Genomic DNA, 16,701 nt, shown 5'->3' with positions numbered 1-16,701 from the left:
TTTTCCTATGCAAAAAAGCGGTTGAGGGCGCCTCAATCCGCTTTTTTCCTAATTCAATGATTCACCTATAAAAAGTGCCGGTTATGAAAACAGCTCGCTGTTGACCAGATTGGGTGGACGGCGTCCCTCCAGAACGGCCTGGATGTTTTCCACCGCCATCAAGCCCATCCGCGTCCTCGCTTCCACGGTGGCACTGCCGATATGGGGGGAGACAACGACGTTGGGCAATTCCAGCAGCGCCTCCTCCGGAGCGACGGGCTCTTCAGCGAAGACATCCAAACCGGCGCCGCCGATCACCCCTTGCTGGAGCGCTTCGGTCAGCGCCTCTTGATCCACGACGCCGCCGCGGGCCGTGTTGATCAAGATGGCCGTCGGCTTCATCATATTCAACTCTTTGGCGCCGATCAGGTGGCGCGTTTCCAGGGTCAGCGGCGTATGGAGGGATACAAAGTCCGACCGGCGCAGCAGTTCCTCAAGGGTGCAGTACTCAATCCCCAGTTCCGCCTCGGCTTTCGGGTTGCGACGGCGGGCGGTGTAGAGAACATGCATGTTAAAGCCGCGGGCCCGGCGGGCCACCGCCTCGCCGATCCGTCCGAGGCCGACGATGCCCAGCGTTGAGCCGAAGACATCCCGCCCTAGCAACAGTTGGGGATGCCAGGCGATCCAGAAGCCGTCCCGTGTGAACCGGTCTGCGGCGATCAGGTTGCGGGCCGTTGCCAGCAGCAAGGCAAAGGCCAGGTCGGCGGTGGCTTCGGTGAGCGCATCCGGTGTATTGGTGACGGCGATCCGGCGCCGGGTCGCAGCGGCGATATCGATGTTGTCATAACCGACACCGTAATTGGCGATGACGCGCAGCTTTTTACCGGCTTCGATGACATCGTCGTCGATGGGGTCGGTGATCATGCAGAGCAAGGCGTCAGCGTCGGCGAGCATCCGCTGGAGTTCACCTTTTTCCGGCGGCGGGAAGGCCGGCCAGAGATCGAGGCGGGCGAACTCCTTGATCCGGTCGAGAGCCGGCTGAGGTATCTCCCGTGTAACGAGCACTTTCGGGCGCAGTGAATGGTTCATCGAGGCGCTCCTTTCTACGTTCAAAGAAGGACGAACACTATGATCATACCGCCAAGGGTGAGACTTGTCGAGCCTTCTATTGTGCTGATTATAGTGCAGACCAGCGCCGAGAGAGCCGCCGGTGCCGCAAAATAAGGAGCCTGCCATGCAAGGGGCAGATGTTTTTACCACATCTTCACGGCACGACGGGAGAATGGGTCAAAATCGGCCAGCAAGGGGCGCAGGCGCCCGTAGTTCCGCAATACGCCGTCATCCAGGGAGATGGCGATCTCTTTCCGGGCAAACTCCGTCAGTTGCCTCGCATAAGCCGCCATTTCCTCTGCTACCGACCTGCTTTGCACCGCCGCCAACCGGGGCGCCAGGTGATCACGCCGGAGCCGCTCCAGTGTATCCGGCCCCAGGCGGTGCAGATAAACGATGGCCTGGAAGGCTCTCGACGGGGAAGAGGCGAAGAGCCAGTAGATGGGTCGCTTGCGGTAGGCCTTGATGTGATCGCCATAGAACTCACTGCGAAAATAGCGACGCAGCCGCTCCTCCCCTGTCTCGCCGCCTTTGCGGCGGAGGGCGTCGGCCAACCAGTTTAGGTTTTCCTCGACCGTCTCTTCACCGAAGACGTAGGCCAGGAATGACTGCAACCGGCTGACGACGTCATCGGCGCCGCTTTGCCGTTCGTCGATCGGGAGAATGCCGTCCGGTACAGGTCGAAAGGGGCCATACGCCCCTTCGTCGTAAACACCGCCGGCATAGATCAGACCCGGCCGATCGGGCGAGTAACGCCCGAGGATACAGCCGACGGCATAGGACAGAAAGGAGCGGGCATCCCCTTCGCGGTCCGCCCGGGCGAGGGTGATGTCATCGTCACTGACGGCCGGAGACATCTCCCCATCAAGGCCGTACAAGGACAGGAGCAGGGCATTGACCTTTTCCTCATTGGCGCGCATCTGCTCCAATCGCTTTTCGGCCTCCTTTTGCCAGCGGGAGAAGGCGTCTTCCAGCGTCACGGCCCCTCGCCGATACGTCAAAAAAGGGTGCGCATCAAAATCTCGGGAGTTTTCTCGGTCATCCCAATCCCGCCGAGCCAGCCGGACGTTTTCCTCAGCCAGGCGCTCGATGGCCTGCCGTCGTCGATCCTCGGGCGGGCAGTCGGGGACAGGCAGGGCGGCGATATTGCCGACCTGGAAGTTGAGTGTCGGGTTCAAGACCCGCATCAGATAGAAGGACAGTTTGCTGCACAGGAAAGCGAGCAGGAACAGCCGGTCCTGATCTTTCGGAAAAAGGGATGACCCCCCCACATCGAAGATGAATCCCGGCGGCGTATAGCGAACGCCGAATTTGGATGAACTGACAAAAGACCAGGTGATCCCTTCCCGAAAGTACCAGTCGCGGTTGCGGATCACCGAAGGGGCGTGCTGCCGCACCGCCTCGCCGTCACCGGACCAATCGATCACATAATCCTGGTTTCCGTACCACTTGCGGTAACGCCCACCCTTGTTATAGGGGATCCATCGCCGCCCCGAAGCGAGCGCCGCCTCCGGTCCTGTCAAGTCGAAGCCGATATCAGCGACACTGACCTCATGCCAGAGCCGGAGGAAGCGGTCGTTGTCGGCGGTGGCCAATCCTTGCTTGGGCTCTGCCAAGCGGCGCAGGGGCGGGTTCTTTGCGAAGGCCGCCCGTACCGCCGCGGAGACCCAGTAGGCGATAGGTGAACCGGCGATGGCGAGAAAAGCCTCTCCGCCGCGATGGAGATACCGCTTGCCCATCGGTGGAAAAGCGCTCGGCGCGTCACCTTCCAGATCCTCCGGGGCCACGTGAACAAAGGTTCCCACCGCCTTCGGATCGCCTTTGCGCAGCACCGTCGCCACAGTGCCGAAGGCGATACCCATGACCATGTTGGCCATATGAACCATGGCGATGATCCCGTACTCCCGAAGCAGATGCCGCCGGTATTCCTCATAGGTGGTCAGGAACATCCAAGACTGCATGGTGACAGTCACATGGTAGCCGCCTTCCGCAACAAGGGACTCCATCCGTTCCATGAAAGCGGCGAAGAGATCGCCCTTCGTCCGGGGATAGTGCTCCCGAAGGAAGCGACGCAGTTCGGGATTCATGTTGCGGATGCCCATATAGGGCGGGTTGGTGATCACCACATCATAGGTTTTTGTCAGCATCCGCGCCTGCCGCAACACTTTTCTTACCTGGAGCAAAACGTCGTCCAGTGACCTGTCATTCAGAGGCGACCCGTCATCGCTGACTGTTTTTTCGGCGCCCCATCGATTCCGTCGTTCCCGCTCGATCGCGTCGAGCCGCTGTTCCCAGTAGTCGAAAGCGATCTTTACGGGTCGCAGCAGAGAACCGAAGTGGTTGGCCTCTGCAAAGAGCGACAGCAGTGAGGCCAATGCGTCAGAGCCGCGCTCACTCTGGTCGGGCTTGTCTTCGCAAGGCTTTTTGTCCGCTGATTCGTCCGCACCTTCCCCTTCGACCGCTCCATCTGCTCCGGCAAGCAAACAGGCGATCGCGCGGACATCCATCCCTTTCGTCTCCTGCAATGGGAATACCCTGACTCGCGGCGGCTGTTGAAAAACCAGCGGGGTCCGTTCCCTCGCTTTCATGAGCAATGCAAAAACGGCGAGACGGGCCGCACGCTCATCTACATCAAGACCAGCCAGATTCTTCTCCAAAATGATCGGGACATAGTCTTCCGGGGGGAGCCCGCAGCTTTCATACAGGTCAGCCAGCAGGTCGAAGGCGTAGACCAGGATATGACCGGTGCCACAAGCAGGGTCGAGCAGCCGGATGGATTCAAGTCTCCTCGCTCCCGGCATCATCGTTCCCGGTTGCCTCATCCCATCTGCAGCCCGTCCCGCTTCCCCTTCACCAGGCAGAAAATAGCGCCACCGGCTGGTCCAGCGCCCGTGGCGATCCCCTTGCGCGCAGAGCCGCCCGAGCGAATTCTCGACCATGAACCGGACGATCCAGTGGGGTGTGAACAACTGGGTCGCTGCCGGGATATCAGCCTCTGCGATCTTGTGAGCTGCAGGACGGGTGAAGACCTCATCTTTTTTCTCTGCCCAGTAGAACTGGTGCAGCCAACCCAGCACCTCCACATGGCGAAAGTCCTCCTCCGGGATCTCCCCATAGAGGCGGTGGGCTACACCTTCCCTTTCCCAGATCGCCTCCGGCAGCCATCGCTCCGTCCAGGGAGGACAGGGATCGGCGAAGAGGTCTGTAATCGACTGCCAGAAGCGGCACTGTTCGATCATGCGTCGCCGCTCGTCCCCCGGGTCGTTCAGGCGCAAGCCCTCCCTTTCTGCCCCTTGTCCATCCTGCCGGCAGTGGTTCTGCCCTTGATCGTCCCGCCCCAAGTAGCCCCTCACTTCCAGGAAGCGCAAGGCGATCAAGCGGATAAACCAGGTATAGGCGACGGTTTCGACGGTAGATGCATCCGCATGAGGTGCCTTGGCCTTGGCTTCAACAGCATTCGGCGCGCCAGCGCTAGTGGCATCGGCCGCACCGGTGCCTTGGGCGGCTTGCGCAACCAGGCGGACCAGTTCCGCCCGGGCGCGGACGGCAAAATTCTTTAAGGCTCCTTTGTTCATCGACGCCTCCGTCTCGGCCATACTTTTTGAAAACAAGGGCGCCCCCGTGAAATCCCTTACGGTCTTTCCGGGGGCCTTCCTGTTCCCGATTATCGTCTCCTACCGGAGAGGGCGGCCACTTTTTTCTGGGCCTCCTCGTCGCCCTGCTCCGCCGCCTTGCGATACCATGCCAGGGCTTCCTTCCGGTCTTGCGGGAGACCCTGACCCTCCTCATACATGAAGGCCAGGTTGAACTGGGCGTCCATGTGGCCCTGTTCCGCCGCTAGGCGATACCAGCGCACCGCTTCGGCGTCATCTTTTTCCACACCCTGGCCAAGGGCGTAGAGAAGAGCCAATTCAAACTGGGCATCGGCCTCACCCTGTTCAGCCGCTTTCCGGTACCACGCCAGCGCGCGGCTGTCGTCGCGATCGACGCCGCGTCCCTCGGCAAAAAGGCGCGCCAGGTATAACTGCGCCTCCGCGATCCCTTGGGCCGCCGCTCTCTCGTACCAGCGCGCCGCCTCCGCCTCATCAGGGGCCAAGCCCGTTCCATCCTCATAGAGCATGGCCAGGCTGAGTTGGGCCAGTCCGTGTCCCTGTTCGGCCGCGCGGGCAAACCATTCGACGGCCTGTTTTGCGCTTTGGGGAACCCCCCGGCCTTCTTCGCAGCGGAGGGCCCACTGGTACTGGGCCTCTGCGTCGCCGCCTTCCGCTGCTTGGCGGAGCGCCGAAAGGGCCGGGTCGTAGACAGGGCCTTTTTCCTTCTCCGTCTTCAAAGGCGATCACCTCGGATTCATCTTGTGCTGCCTCATCTTCTTCTATTTCATGTCGGCCTGTCATTTTCCTTCAATAAAATCAACGCAAAAGTCAAGGCAAGTGCCTGCCAAAAAAGCACCACGCCGCCTACGGTTAGCACGACTTTTCGCCTATTCAGTTCGCGGCGCCTCTTCTCGGCTCGGCATCTCCGTAACGGCGCAGTTTAGCCAAACTGCCACAGCCCAATCACCGCAATCACCAGCAGGAGTCCGGCAATGACCGCCATGTCCACAGCCCCCGGTTTCTCGGTGCGATAGTAGGTGCGACCGGGCAGGCCAAAGCCTCGCGTCTCCATAGCCATGGCCATCCGTTCCGCTCGCTGCAGTGACAGATTCACCAGGGGCAGGGCCAGCGGGAAGATCGCCCTCAGCCGAGCCAGCGAGCCGCCGCCGAAGTCGTGGGCCCGCGCCTCCTGGGCCTCGCGGATCAGGCGCACCTCTTCTAGGAATGTGGGAATGAAGCGCAGCGACGTGATGAACAAAAAGGCGTAGTCATAGGGGACTTTCAGGTATTCCACCAGCGCCAGCACGGTGCTGCGCATGGGTGTCGTCAGCAAAAACAGCAGGAAGCTGGTGACGATGGTGGTCATGCGCAGAGCCATGGCGATCCCGAACAGCAGCCCTGCGTCGGTGACGGCCAGCCAGGAGACGCCGGCAATGGGACCGACGATGACATTGCCTTCGGTGACGAAAAAGACCTGCAAGAAGATGAGGATGAGGGCCACCTTGAAGAGCCCCTTGACGGCGAGCAGCGTTTCACGGCCGACGCCGGCGACAGCAGAGAGGCCCAGCAGGGACAAGAGCAGGACCGACAGGGAGAGGGGATCGCGGAGCAAGAGGCTGATCGTCAGCACCGCCAGCGCTGCCGCGAGCTTGGTCAGCGCATGCAAACGGTGAACCGGCGATGACGCAGGGACATACTCGATCGTCACTGACATGCGGCCGCCCTCCCTGCCATCGCCTCTTGGCCGCCTGCGCATCCCCTGGCCAGCCGAGCGACGGCGGCGGCAAGGGCGTCCACCGAATCGACAGATGGGGAAACGCCGAAGGGTGCCAACCGGCGGCCCAACGCCGCTGCCAGCGGCAACCGCAGTCCCGCCGCTTGCAGGGCCGCCTCATGGCGGAACAGTTCCGCCGGCGGGGCGTCAAGGGTGATCCGGCCATCATTTAATAGGAGCACCCGGTGGGCGTACTCGTGGACCAGATCCATGTCATGGGTGATGAACAGCACAGTGTGGCCGCGCCGGTTCAATTGCTGCAGGATCGCCATGATCTGCCGGGCCTCCCGGTAATCCTGGCCGCCGGTCGGTTCATCGACGATGAGCACCGGCGTCTCCATGGCCAGCACAGCGGCGAGGGCTGCCCGTTTACGCTGGCCTCGGCTGAGGAACGCCGGATCGCTGTCCCGAAAGCCCGCTAACCCGACGGCAGATAGGGCTGCCTCCACCCGGGCTGTCACATCAGCGCCGGTCATGCCAAGGTTGCGGGGACCGAAGGCCACCTCGTCAAAAAGGGTCTCATGAAAGAGCATGTGATCGGGGTTTTGGAACACATAGCCCACCGTCCGGGCGAGGCGGGCGACGGGGACATTGCGCGTATCCTGGCCAGCGACAAGAACCGTCCCGGCCGTCGGCTTCAAGATGCCGTTGCAATGCTTGGTCAGCGTCGTCTTCCCGGCGCCGTTGCGACCGATGAGGGCGATCATCTCGCCGGCGCCGATGGTCACGTCCACGCCCTGCAAAGCCTCCCGACCGGAGCGGTAGGCGTGGCGCAAACGGCGCGCCTCAATGATGACGTTGCGGCAAGCCGACCTATCGTGCGCCCCGTTGCCGTAAGCTGACCTATCGTGAACGGCCTTGCCGTGCACTGTACTGTCGTGCGCTGTTTTGCCAGGCACTGACTTGTCACTGCTCCCTTTGCCGCCGCGAATAAGATCCATCGGCTTTTCCTCCCCCTTTTTATAACTCCGGCCCTTCCGGTTCGAGCAGTCGGCGCGTCAGTTGAAAGGCTTCATCGACCGTCAAGGGCAGGGACGGCGCGCCGGGCGATCCGAAGGCCGGGATCAGACCTTCGCGGACAAGCGCCTGGCCCAACCGGACGGGAGCCGGGATTTCAATCCCCAGCTTTTCAAAGACGCTCCCCTGGAGCAGCGCCTGCCGGGGCGGTCCCTCCAGGGCGACGCGACCCTGATCCAGGAGGATCAGTCGATCGCAGAACAGCGCCAGATGGCTCACCTTCTGTTCGGCGATGATCACCGTGATCCCCTGCTGTCGGTTCAATTCGGCCAGGACGTGCAGCACCGCTTCCGTCCCGTCCGGATCCAGTTCTGATGTAGGCTCGTCAAGGACAAGGATGGCAGGCGCCAGCGCCAGAGCGGCAGCGATGGCCACCCGCTGTTTTTGACCGCCCGAAAGGCCCTTCGTGGGCCGATGACGCAGGTCTGCAATGCCGCAGGCGGCCAGGGCGCTGACGATGCGCGCCTCCATTTTCGCAGGGGCGACGCCGGTGTTTTCGAGGGCGAAGGCGATCTCTTCCTCGACGATGGGCGATACGATCTGCCCTTCCGGGTCGTCAAAGACGCTGCCGATCAGGCGGGCCAGATGAGGGGGGGCGATCCGGGCGACGGCCAGACGTCCCTGCCCTTCCGGCTCGATCCAGACCTGTCCCTGCTGGCTTCCCGGCTGAAAGTGGGGGATGACGCCGTTGATGCAGCGGAGCAGGGTGCTTTTGCCTGCCCCGGTCGCGCCGGTGACGACGACGAATTCGCCCGATTGAATCGACAGGTTGACTTCGCTCAACGCCGGCGAGGCCGCATCGGGGTATCGAAAAGACAGGTTTTCTATGTGGATGGCCGGCACTGGCGTTACCTCCCCGTGTTCTGCTTGATCATTTCAGAATTTCAGATCGCAATCATTATTCACAATCGATATTGCTGGTTCGGAATATCACGGCAAAGCCTTTTATCGGTGGAGGCGAACCATTACAGCCGCAGAAACTTCTTGGCCGGCAGGTAGACGGCCTGGGCGATGACGGCGTTGAACAAGGTCACCGGGAGAACGACGCCAACCAGCGCGCCCTGGGCAGCAGCGGCCGGCAGGTTCAGGGCGAACTTGTTGATCAAGACATAGAGGGAACCGCTGACCAGGGTGCCGATGACAGTGGCGACGAGGGGTTTGAGGGAGTAGCGGCCGATGGTCACGTCGGAGAGGGTGGCGACGATCATGGCGCAGGCCAGGGCGCCCGCCGGTTCAGACGCCAGGTTGATGTAGGGGATCGGCGACTTGGAGGTGACCATGCTGAGGGCGCCGCCGATGATGCCGATGGCCAGGGCTTCCCCGAACTTGGGCCGGACCAGGACGATGGACAGGCAGTACATGGCGATGACGAAGTTCGGCGTGATGCCGAAGATGGGCGGCGCAACCATGCGCAGGACAGCGCCGATGGCGATCAGCATGGCCACGACGGCCAGTTGTTTCGTCCGGCCAGCGCCTGTCTGGGCGTATTGGGCCTCATTATTCAAGGCGACGGGACGATTGTCTCCGTTCATTCTGAACCCCTCCTGATTGTTCTGATTCCATTGATGCTCTCCTGGACTTGAAGATTGTTCTCCGTGGTTTTAATCGGCTTGGTTAATGAACGGCCCGATATTTGCCGAGAAAACCAAAAAAGCCAGACCGAGTTTGGCCTGGCTTGAGTGGCAAATAGGATGCTCCAATCGCTCCGAAATACTCCGTTTTAAAGCGCTTCTCGGCTCAACTCAACTCGGCTCAACTCCTCTCTTATGCAATTGTGCTCTCCACTCATCTCTACTCCGGCTCCGAGGCTCCCCCGAAACCGCGCTCAACCCTCGGAAAGGCTGATTGAGATCACTATACCACAGGACTGTTACGCGCGCTAGGGGTAACTTCGAAAAACACTGTCGAATACACTTCGTCACCTGAACATACTTTACACAAACATAACAAATACTCTTGATGCGATGCGCTCTTATCCACTTTTTCAATGTATAATCTCAGACAAAGGGTCCGCGCTTTCAGCGGTGTCGGAATGAATGATAAAAAGGAGTGATCCATCCATGCCGGAAACTGTGGGAAAAAGACTGTCCCTCCTCGATCGCTACCTCACCCCCCTGATCTTTTTGGCGATGCTGGTTGGGGTAGCCTTGGGCAATTATGTCCCAGGCCTTGTTGACGTGATTCATCGCTATCAGGTCGGAACCACATCCATTCCCATCGCCATAGGTCTGATCCTCATGATGTATCCGCCACTGGCAAAAGTGCGCTATGAGAAGATGGGGGAAGTCTTTCGCAATTACAAGGTGCTGGCTCTCTCCTTAGTTCAAAACTGGCTGATCGGGCCGATCCTCATGTTTGCGCTGGCGCTGATCTTTCTCAAGGACTACCCGGACTACCTGATCGGCCTCATCCTGATCGGGTTGGCCCGATGCATCGCCATGGTGATCGTCTGGAACGACCTCGCCAAGGGAGACACCGAGTATGCGGCCGGCTTAGTGGCCTTCAACTCCCTATTCCAGGTGTTGTTTTACTCCTTCTACGCCTTCGCCTTCATCACTGTCATGCCGGGCTGGTTCGGCCTGCAAGGCCTGGAGGTGACCATCACGATCGGCCAAATCGCAGAAAGTGTCTTCATCTACCTGGGGATTCCCTTCATCGCCGGCATGGCTACCCGCGCCCTATTCTTGAAGGCCAAGGGACGTCAGTGGTATGAAAGCCAGTTCATCCCCCGAATCAGTCCGCTCACGTTGGTTTCGCTGTTGTTCACCATCATCGTCATGTTCTCCATCAAGGGAAAAGTCATCCTGCAACTGCCGTTGGACGTCCTTCGCATCGCCCTTCCGCTCCTGCTCTACTTCCTCATCATGTTTCTGATCTCTTTTGCGATAGGGAAAAAAGCGGGCGCCGATTACCCCAAAACGACGACCCTGGCCTTTACGGCCGCCAGCAACAACTTCGAGCTTGCCATCGCCGTCGCTGTCGGCGTCTTCGGCATTGAATCAGGCGCCGCCTTTGCTGCGGTGATCGGTCCGTTGATTGAAGTGCCTGTCATGATCGCCCTCGTCAACCTGGCATTGCGATTTAAAGAGAAATACTTTGAAAAAGCGAGTTCGAGTGAATCCTAGCCTGTTTTTCGGCTTATTCAACAAAAGAAACCTCCGTCTGCAGGGTTATAATATCAATTTTTTTTGATATAATAGGAGCAGGAGTTGATCAGATGGACGTCGTCAAAATCGCCAAAGCCTTCTCGGACCCCTTGCGTTGGCAGATCTTCTTGCGTATCGCCAACCGGGAAGCGGCATTCTACGAGACAGACAAACCGGGCGTCTGCGTCTGTGACTTGGTCGAAGGCATGGGGTTGCTCCAATCCAAGGTTTCCTACCACATCAAAGAGCTGAAGGAGGCCGGCTTGATCTCCGAAGTGGCCCGAGGGAAATGGAACTACTATAACGTGAACCGGGACACCCTGCAGGCCTACCTCCACACAATGGGCCAACTGTTTGGTTCGTAATCTTTTTTTGCCTTATCGCATCAAAAATTCTCGATGAATCGACACTGTTAGGAGATGGAAAACCATGTTTGAATGGATTGCCGACCTCGTCGTGTACCAGTGGATCGGCCTCACCAAAGGAGAGCACCTCACAGAAGCGCTGCACTTTTTTATCTACGATGTCATGAAGATCCTCTTCTTGCTGACGGTGATCATTTACGCCGTCTCGATCATCCGCAGCTTCTTCCCTCCGGAGCGAACGAAAAAGATCCTGTCCCACAAACGGGAGTTTTTAGGCAACATTGTTGCCGCCCTGCTGGGCGTGGTCACCCCGTTCTGCTCCTGCTCGGCCGTCCCCATGTTTATCGGACTCGTCGAATCCGGCGTTCCGCTGGGCGTCACCTTCTCCTTTCTGATCTCTTCCCCGATGGTGAACGAGGTCGCCCTGGTCATGTTGTTCGGATTGTTCGGGTGGAAAATCGCGGGCATTTACATGGCCACCGGCTTGACCGTCGCTGTCGTCGGCGGGATGATGATCGGTCGGGCCAAGATGGAGGATCAGGTTGCTGACTATGTCTACCAGGTCAAACTGCCGGAGACAGAGATTGAATCGCTCACATGGCAACAGCGTCACGACTATGCCCTGCAGTATACGAAAGACATCCTGAAAAAGATCTGGATCTATGTCATCGTCGCCATCGCCATCGGCGGCCTGATTCACGGGTACGCGCCGGAGGACTTCCTGGTTCGTTATGCCGGACCTGACAACCTCTTCGCCGTGCCGCTGGCAGTGCTCATCGGCGTTCCCTTATACTCCAACGCGGCAGGAACGATTCCGATCGTCCATGTGTTGATGGAAAAGGGCATGGCCGTGGGCACGGTGCTCGCCTTCATGATGGCCGTCACCGCCCTTTCCGTGCCGGAGATGATCATTTTGAAGCAGGTGCTGAAGCCGAAGCTGATCGGTGTATTCGTGGGGATCATGGCGGTAACGATTACCTTTGTAGGGTATCTCTTTAACGCCATCCTATAAACCATTAACGGGAGGAATATCGTGATGGAAATCAAGGTCTTGGGCGCAGGCTGCGCCAAATGCAACCAGTTGGAAGCGCTCGTCAAGCAAACGCTCCAGGAACTGGGCAAGGAAGCGAACGTGGAAAAGGTGACTGACTTCCCGACGATCATGTCCTTCGGCGTCATGGCGACGCCGGCCCTGGTTGTGGACGGGAAGGTGAAGGTGTCGGGGAGGATTCCTTCCGCCGCCGAGGTAAAAAGTTTTTTGGGCTGATCCCGCTTTTGCCGATACACTGCGACTGACTTGTCCGTGCAACTGGCCGACCTTGTTCATCAATGGTCGGCCAGTTGTCGGTACAGCAGGTGCAAAAGGCACCTTGTTTTGTCTCGCTTTCCGAATCATCCTTTTAGGGGAGGATGCCATGAGCAAGACCGTCCGTTGGGCCATTCTTGGACTCGTGTTTTTTGCTGTTGCGAGTATCCTCGCCTACAAAGAGTATCAAACCACCGGCAGTGATCGTCTGCTTTCTTCGACACCTTTTCAGTCAGAAAAAACAGAGTTCGTCAATGCCAGCATCGTTATCGAAAATGCAAAAAAGGCCAAAAAACCGGCATGGATCCTCTTCCATTCACAAACATGCCAATCTTGTGTGGAAATGGAGCAGCTCTTTCGCAAAATCGAGCCTGAACTGAATCAAAAAATCGCCTTTGTTGACGTCGATGTGAACGACCCGGCCAACAAATACCTGCTTCGCAATTTTGAGGTTCGCATGATCCCGACAACAGTGCTATTGGACGGACACGGTGAAAAGCATTGGGTCCGCGTCGGCGCCATCGCAGAAGCGGAACTGCGGAACCGACTGGAACGCTTGGCCGGTGCGTCATGATCGAGAGCCTGACAGCATTCATTGAGACCGTTGTAATGCAAGGACACTGGCTGGCCATGCTGTTCGTCTTTTTAGGCGGCCTATTGACAAGTATCGGTCCTTGCAACCTGTCGATGGCGCCGGTGCTTTTTGCTTACATTGCCGGGACGGGACTCAATGAACAACAGGGGCCTTCGAGGGGCGACTGGCGGCGGGGCTTGACACTTTCCCTGTCTTTTACGCTGGGTACTGCTTGCACCTTTGTTCTCCTGGGCCTGCTCATCGCCTTCGTCGGTGGCCTTTTCGGTTTTGCCCAGCAAGCCTTCATCTACCTGGCTGCCTTCGTCTGTCTGCTGATGGGACTGGTGATGGTCGGCGCGCTGCCCGATGTGGTCCCTTCACTCAGCGGCCTGTTCGGCCGATTGGGTCAGGGCATGGGCAATAAGGGCCGCCAATTTCGCGGTCATGGCGGCGCTTTTTTCCTTGGATTGTTTTTGGGGCTTACCGGTTCTCAGTGCGGGACTCCGGTGCTGCTGGCGATCCTTGGTTATGTGCTCAGCCAGGGCGCATTGTTGTACGGGGCGATGTTGCTATTTTTGTACGCAATTGGGCGGGGCGTCCCGCTGATCGCGATCGGAACGGTGACGGGGTTCGCCGGTTTCATCCCCCGCATCGCCCCATGGGGACCTCGGCTAGAGCGCGGCGCCGGAGGACTGCTGATCTTGCTCGCTTTATTTATGCTCTGGAATGCCTGATCATGGTGATGAGGAGGAATTAATCATGTCCGAAACATGGTATCCCGTGATTGATTATGATCGGTGCACTGGCTGCGGCGTATGTATCAACCATTGTTCTCGTGGCGTTTACGGCAATGACAATAATAAGCCCATCGTCATTTTTCCTGTCGGTTGTGTTCACGGTTGCCGTGGCTGTCAGAAACGCTGTTCCTCTGGGGCGATTTCCTACGCAGGTGATGACGGACGTCAACAAGGCGGCGGCTGCTGTTGTTCTTCGCCATGCTGATCGATTGCTCATATGGTAAGGAGTGGTCCCGTTGTTAGCGTTAATCGGTAAAACGCAAAAGCTGATGAAGGTCTTGGCGGTGATTTTTTTACTGGCAGGACTCAGCGGCGGTATTTATGAGTTTCTGGAGACAAGCCGTTGGTTGATCACATTGGTCTATATATCCTCTGGCATTGTGGTCTTTCTGATTTTTTTCTGTTTGGTCATGATCATGCAACAACTGAAGAATGTACAAAAGGCCGTTGAAAAAAGCGGCGAAACCGTTTGTGACTGTTTCGCCGCCGATAATCCCCAGATGGTGGCCAAGACAGATCGTTTGTAGAAGAGGAGAGACACTGACCTCACCGCAGTGTCTCTCTTCTTTGCCCTTCCAGACATTCCGGCGCAGCGCCTTGCAACCCGGTTCAGACCGATTCCTTTTTGCTGCTGATCAGCTTGGTGAGTTCCACTTTCGTACTCACACCGATTTTGCGGTAGATGTTTTTGATGTGACTCTTGACTGTATTCAGACTGATGAAGGTTTTTTCAGCGATCTCCCTTGAGGTCAATCCTTCGGCGATCATCAAGGCAATCTCATATTCTCGCTCCGTCAGTAGACCGTAAAAGCAGGAAGAGGGATCGAGGGGTGCCGTCGTTGCAGCTTGCCGGAATATGAGCGCCATCGTTTTCACGTCTCTGTCTTCCGGCGAGACGCTCTGCTGCAGGTACTGGTGGCAAAGGCTGACGGCACGCATCACCGTCGGCTCATCCGATGCTACGTAAACGGATGTCGACCTTTGCCGGCGACCAGGCGTCAGGATCACCTGGTCGCCTTCTTTTAAGATGTAGCCGTAATCCTTCATTTTCAACGCCGTGTTTTCCCGACATACCAGCGAAACTTCCAATAATGGATTCATCTCCAGCAAGTCGCTGATGTAGATCAGATGCTCTACAAAATCGGCTGAAGGGACGATTATGTTTTCCGATTCAAAGAACTCCCCCCCGCCGTATGTGACTCCGCCTCGATGGACGATTTCCTCCAACCTGTCTATATGGTAGAGCAATGAATATCTCTGCTCTTTAATCGCCCTGATGAAATCGGCTTGGCGCTTGCGGTGGAAGTTGCTGCGCCGTTTCAACTCAATCGGGTCGATGTCCAAACGGCCAAGGACTTTTTCGTAGATATGAACAGGCATCGTCCAAGCTGACATGGTCTGTGCAAAAGCGACACAGGCACAGTTCTTTTTTTCAAAAGCAGCGATCTCCTGCATGCGTTCCATGGGAGCTGACGGCAACCGCTTCATCAAAGGCCGACAACTCCGAATTTTTGCCCAAAAGGACTCTTCGAACATGCGAATGACATCTTTTTGAGTAAAGTAAAAGGCTTGCTGGTGTTCGGCGCCTTCGTAGGTACGAGAGAAAATGCAGGCCTGCTCTTCAAGGATAAACAAGGTTGTCTTAGAACGGTCGAAGGCAAAATCGCTGTAACAATAGCCATCTAACTGACCGGTCAGATGCATCGGCAACCAATAGTCCATGATAAAAAGGAGGCTGGAAAGACTCCGGTCGAAACTGTGAATGATGACGATCTTATGGCCCGATTCAATCACTTGATGCAAAAGGGCTTTCCACGTCTCCAGAAAATCGCGGTCGCCGCTTAACCAGGTCATATCCTCCTGGCTGGTGAGCAGTAACCGTGTCGGCCTTTCCAATGAAAGTGCCCTTTGAAGAAACCGCAATACCGCCTCCCGCTTGCCCAGGTTGCCGCGATACAGATCTACACTGATGGTGCTGCAATGGCTCTCTTTCATGTCCCGCACCGGCACCCATCCCCCCGGCATTTACGCACTATTCCAACACTTCGCTCCTAGTATAACAAGAACAGGCCCATTCGGGGAGAAAATATCCTTAAGACCGCCGTTCCAACTTATTCGGGACTTGCACCGTATGGCAAGGCCTATGCCGGGCGCACTAAAAATATCCCCCAAAAGGGGGATATGCAAGTTGTGTTCAAATCGCTCTCATAGAGCAGTTATATCACCCGTCGTCAGCGCGCTTGCGTAGAACCAGATAGGTGCCGGAAACGATCAGGATCGTCATGTAAAGAGCCGGGTAAAAGGACGGCGGCAATGCTTGCAGTGCTTCATAGCGGAATGAGCGATTGGCCCAACGAAAACTTGTGAATAGCAAAACAAAAGCGGCGAAGGCGGTACCGTCATGCATCTTTCGGCGCCATAGCCAGTAGGCTAAGGCGGAAGCAAGCAGTGCGCCGATAAGCTCGTACAGTTGGGTTGGGTGAACGGGTAAAGGGCTGGAGAACAGCCCGGTGACCATCCCATCGCGGATCTGGGCTCTATGGGCGAGGCTGAACAAGGGAAAGATGACGCCCCAAGAGAGGTCTGTCACATTCCCAAAACAACAGCCGGCAGAGAAACAGCCCAGCCGCATCATGGCGATCGCCAAGCCGAGGGGAGGGGCTGTTGAATCGGCGAGTTGGAGCAAGGGCAATTTTAAGATTCTACAGGCGAGAGTCCCCGTTATGGCGGCAAGGAGCAGACCCCCGTACAGGGAAAAACCTGTCGGCTCCAGGGAAAACACCTGTGCGGGGTTCCCCTGATACAAGTCAGGACGGAGCCACAAATTCAGCATCCGGGCACCTACCGGCACAGACAGTGCCATCACCGCCAACGTCGCCAACACCCTTGATTTGGGAAAATCCTTCCTGCAAGCCAACCTGTAGGAACCGACCAGCGCGATGAGCGCTGCGATGATCATGAAAAAGGGGTAGGCGCGGACGCCGACAGCGTCGGCGCCGCTCCCCCATCGCCACAGCACCGGCCACATAGTGCCCGCACC

17 protein-coding genes are annotated in these 16,701 nt (G+C 57.7%); 8 read left to right on the top strand and 9 right to left on the bottom strand.

Annotated elements, in window-relative coordinates:
* Nucleotides 1-81: 81 nt before the first annotated feature.
* The 7 genes from HM1_RS05455 to HM1_RS05425 form a co-directional block, all read right to left on the bottom strand.
* Complete coding sequence (locus HM1_RS05455; RefSeq protein WP_012282307.1) at nt 82-1,068, bottom strand: 2-hydroxyacid dehydrogenase; 987 nt, start codon at nt 1,066-1,068, stop codon at nt 82-84.
* A gap of 164 nt (nt 1,069-1,232) precedes the next feature.
* Nucleotides 1,233-4,664 carry a BREX-1 system adenine-specific DNA-methyltransferase PglX gene (gene pglX, locus HM1_RS05450; protein WP_187147814.1) on the bottom strand — a complete coding sequence of 1,144 codons (3,432 nt, stop codon included), beginning with the start codon at nt 4,662-4,664 and terminating at the stop codon, nt 1,233-1,235.
* Between the two features lie 89 nt (nt 4,665-4,753).
* Nucleotides 4,754-5,419, bottom strand: a complete 666-nt coding sequence (locus tag HM1_RS05445) for a tetratricopeptide repeat protein (protein WP_012282305.1) — start codon at nt 5,417-5,419, stop codon at nt 4,754-4,756.
* A 203-nt stretch (nt 5,420-5,622) separates the two neighbouring features.
* Nucleotides 5,623-6,396, bottom strand: a complete 774-nt coding sequence (locus tag HM1_RS05440) for an energy-coupling factor transporter transmembrane component T (RefSeq protein ID WP_041313401.1) — start codon at nt 6,394-6,396, stop codon at nt 5,623-5,625.
* Nucleotides 6,387-7,397, bottom strand: a complete 1,011-nt coding sequence (locus HM1_RS05435; protein ID WP_202943752.1) for an energy-coupling factor ABC transporter ATP-binding protein — start codon at nt 7,395-7,397, stop codon at nt 6,387-6,389. The genes HM1_RS05440 and HM1_RS05435 overlap by 10 nt, the downstream gene beginning before the upstream one ends.
* 19 nt (nt 7,398-7,416) lie before the next feature.
* Nucleotides 7,417-8,316: an energy-coupling factor ABC transporter ATP-binding protein gene (locus tag HM1_RS05430; RefSeq protein WP_012282302.1), complete on the bottom strand. Its 900-nt coding sequence runs from the start codon at nt 8,314-8,316 to the stop codon at nt 7,417-7,419.
* Between the two features lie 122 nt (nt 8,317-8,438).
* Nucleotides 8,439-9,005, bottom strand: a complete 567-nt coding sequence (locus tag HM1_RS05425; RefSeq protein WP_012282301.1) for a tryptophan transporter — start codon at nt 9,003-9,005, stop codon at nt 8,439-8,441.
* 528 nt (nt 9,006-9,533) lie between these two features.
* Between HM1_RS05425 and arsB the strand changes: the two genes are divergently transcribed.
* The 8 genes from arsB (at nt 9,534) to HM1_RS05385 (ending at nt 14,188) form a co-directional block, all read left to right on the top strand.
* Complete coding sequence (arsB, locus tag HM1_RS05420) at nt 9,534-10,598, top strand: ACR3 family arsenite efflux transporter (RefSeq protein WP_012282300.1); 1,065 nt, start codon at nt 9,534-9,536, stop codon at nt 10,596-10,598.
* A 92-nt stretch (nt 10,599-10,690) separates the two neighbouring features.
* The gene (locus HM1_RS05415; RefSeq protein ID WP_012282299.1) at nt 10,691-10,984 is read left to right on the top strand and encodes an ArsR/SmtB family transcription factor; all 294 of its coding nucleotides are present in this window, start codon (nt 10,691-10,693) and stop codon (nt 10,982-10,984) included.
* A 64-nt stretch (nt 10,985-11,048) separates the two neighbouring features.
* Nucleotides 11,049-11,996: a permease gene (locus HM1_RS05410; RefSeq protein ID WP_012282298.1), complete on the top strand. Its 948-nt coding sequence runs from the start codon at nt 11,049-11,051 to the stop codon at nt 11,994-11,996.
* 24 nt (nt 11,997-12,020) lie between these two features.
* A complete protein-coding gene (locus HM1_RS05405; RefSeq protein WP_012282297.1) occupies nt 12,021-12,251 on the top strand; it encodes a thioredoxin family protein in 231 nt (76 codons plus the stop codon).
* A gap of 148 nt (nt 12,252-12,399) precedes the next feature.
* Complete coding sequence (locus HM1_RS05400; protein ID WP_012282296.1) at nt 12,400-12,864, top strand: thioredoxin family protein; 465 nt, start codon at nt 12,400-12,402, stop codon at nt 12,862-12,864.
* Nucleotides 12,865-12,899: 35 nt separating this feature from the next.
* Nucleotides 12,900-13,598 (top strand): cytochrome c biogenesis CcdA family protein, encoded by a 699-nt coding sequence (locus HM1_RS05395; protein WP_187147813.1) that lies wholly within the window; start codon nt 12,900-12,902, stop codon nt 13,596-13,598.
* A complete protein-coding gene (locus tag HM1_RS05390; protein WP_335324175.1) occupies nt 13,591-13,866 on the top strand; it encodes an ATP-binding protein in 276 nt (91 codons plus the stop codon). Before HM1_RS05395 ends, HM1_RS05390 begins: the two co-directional genes overlap by 8 nt.
* 31 nt (nt 13,867-13,897) lie before the next feature.
* Entirely contained in the window at nt 13,898-14,188 is a 291-nt protein-coding gene (locus tag HM1_RS05385; RefSeq protein WP_012282293.1) for a hypothetical protein, read from the top strand.
* An 82-nt stretch (nt 14,189-14,270) separates the two neighbouring features.
* Here the strand turns inward: HM1_RS05385 and HM1_RS16160 are convergent, their stop codons facing one another.
* Both HM1_RS16160 and HM1_RS05375 read right to left on the bottom strand, forming a co-directional pair.
* Nucleotides 14,271-15,656: a helix-turn-helix transcriptional regulator gene (locus HM1_RS16160; protein WP_236995066.1), complete on the bottom strand. Its 1,386-nt coding sequence runs from the start codon at nt 15,654-15,656 to the stop codon at nt 14,271-14,273.
* A 226-nt stretch (nt 15,657-15,882) separates the two neighbouring features.
* Entirely contained in the window at nt 15,883-16,689 is an 807-nt protein-coding gene (locus HM1_RS05375) for a prolipoprotein diacylglyceryl transferase (protein ID WP_012282291.1), read from the bottom strand.
* Between the last annotated feature and the right edge of the window lie 12 nt (nt 16,690-16,701).

Origin of the sequence: Heliomicrobium modesticaldum Ice1, assembly GCF_000019165.1 — a bacterium.
GTDB lineage: Bacteria > Bacillota > Desulfitobacteriia > Heliobacteriales > Heliobacteriaceae > Heliomicrobium > Heliomicrobium modesticaldum.
Note: the sequence above shows the minus strand (reverse complement) of the source record. Positions and strands in the feature narration are given on the sequence as shown.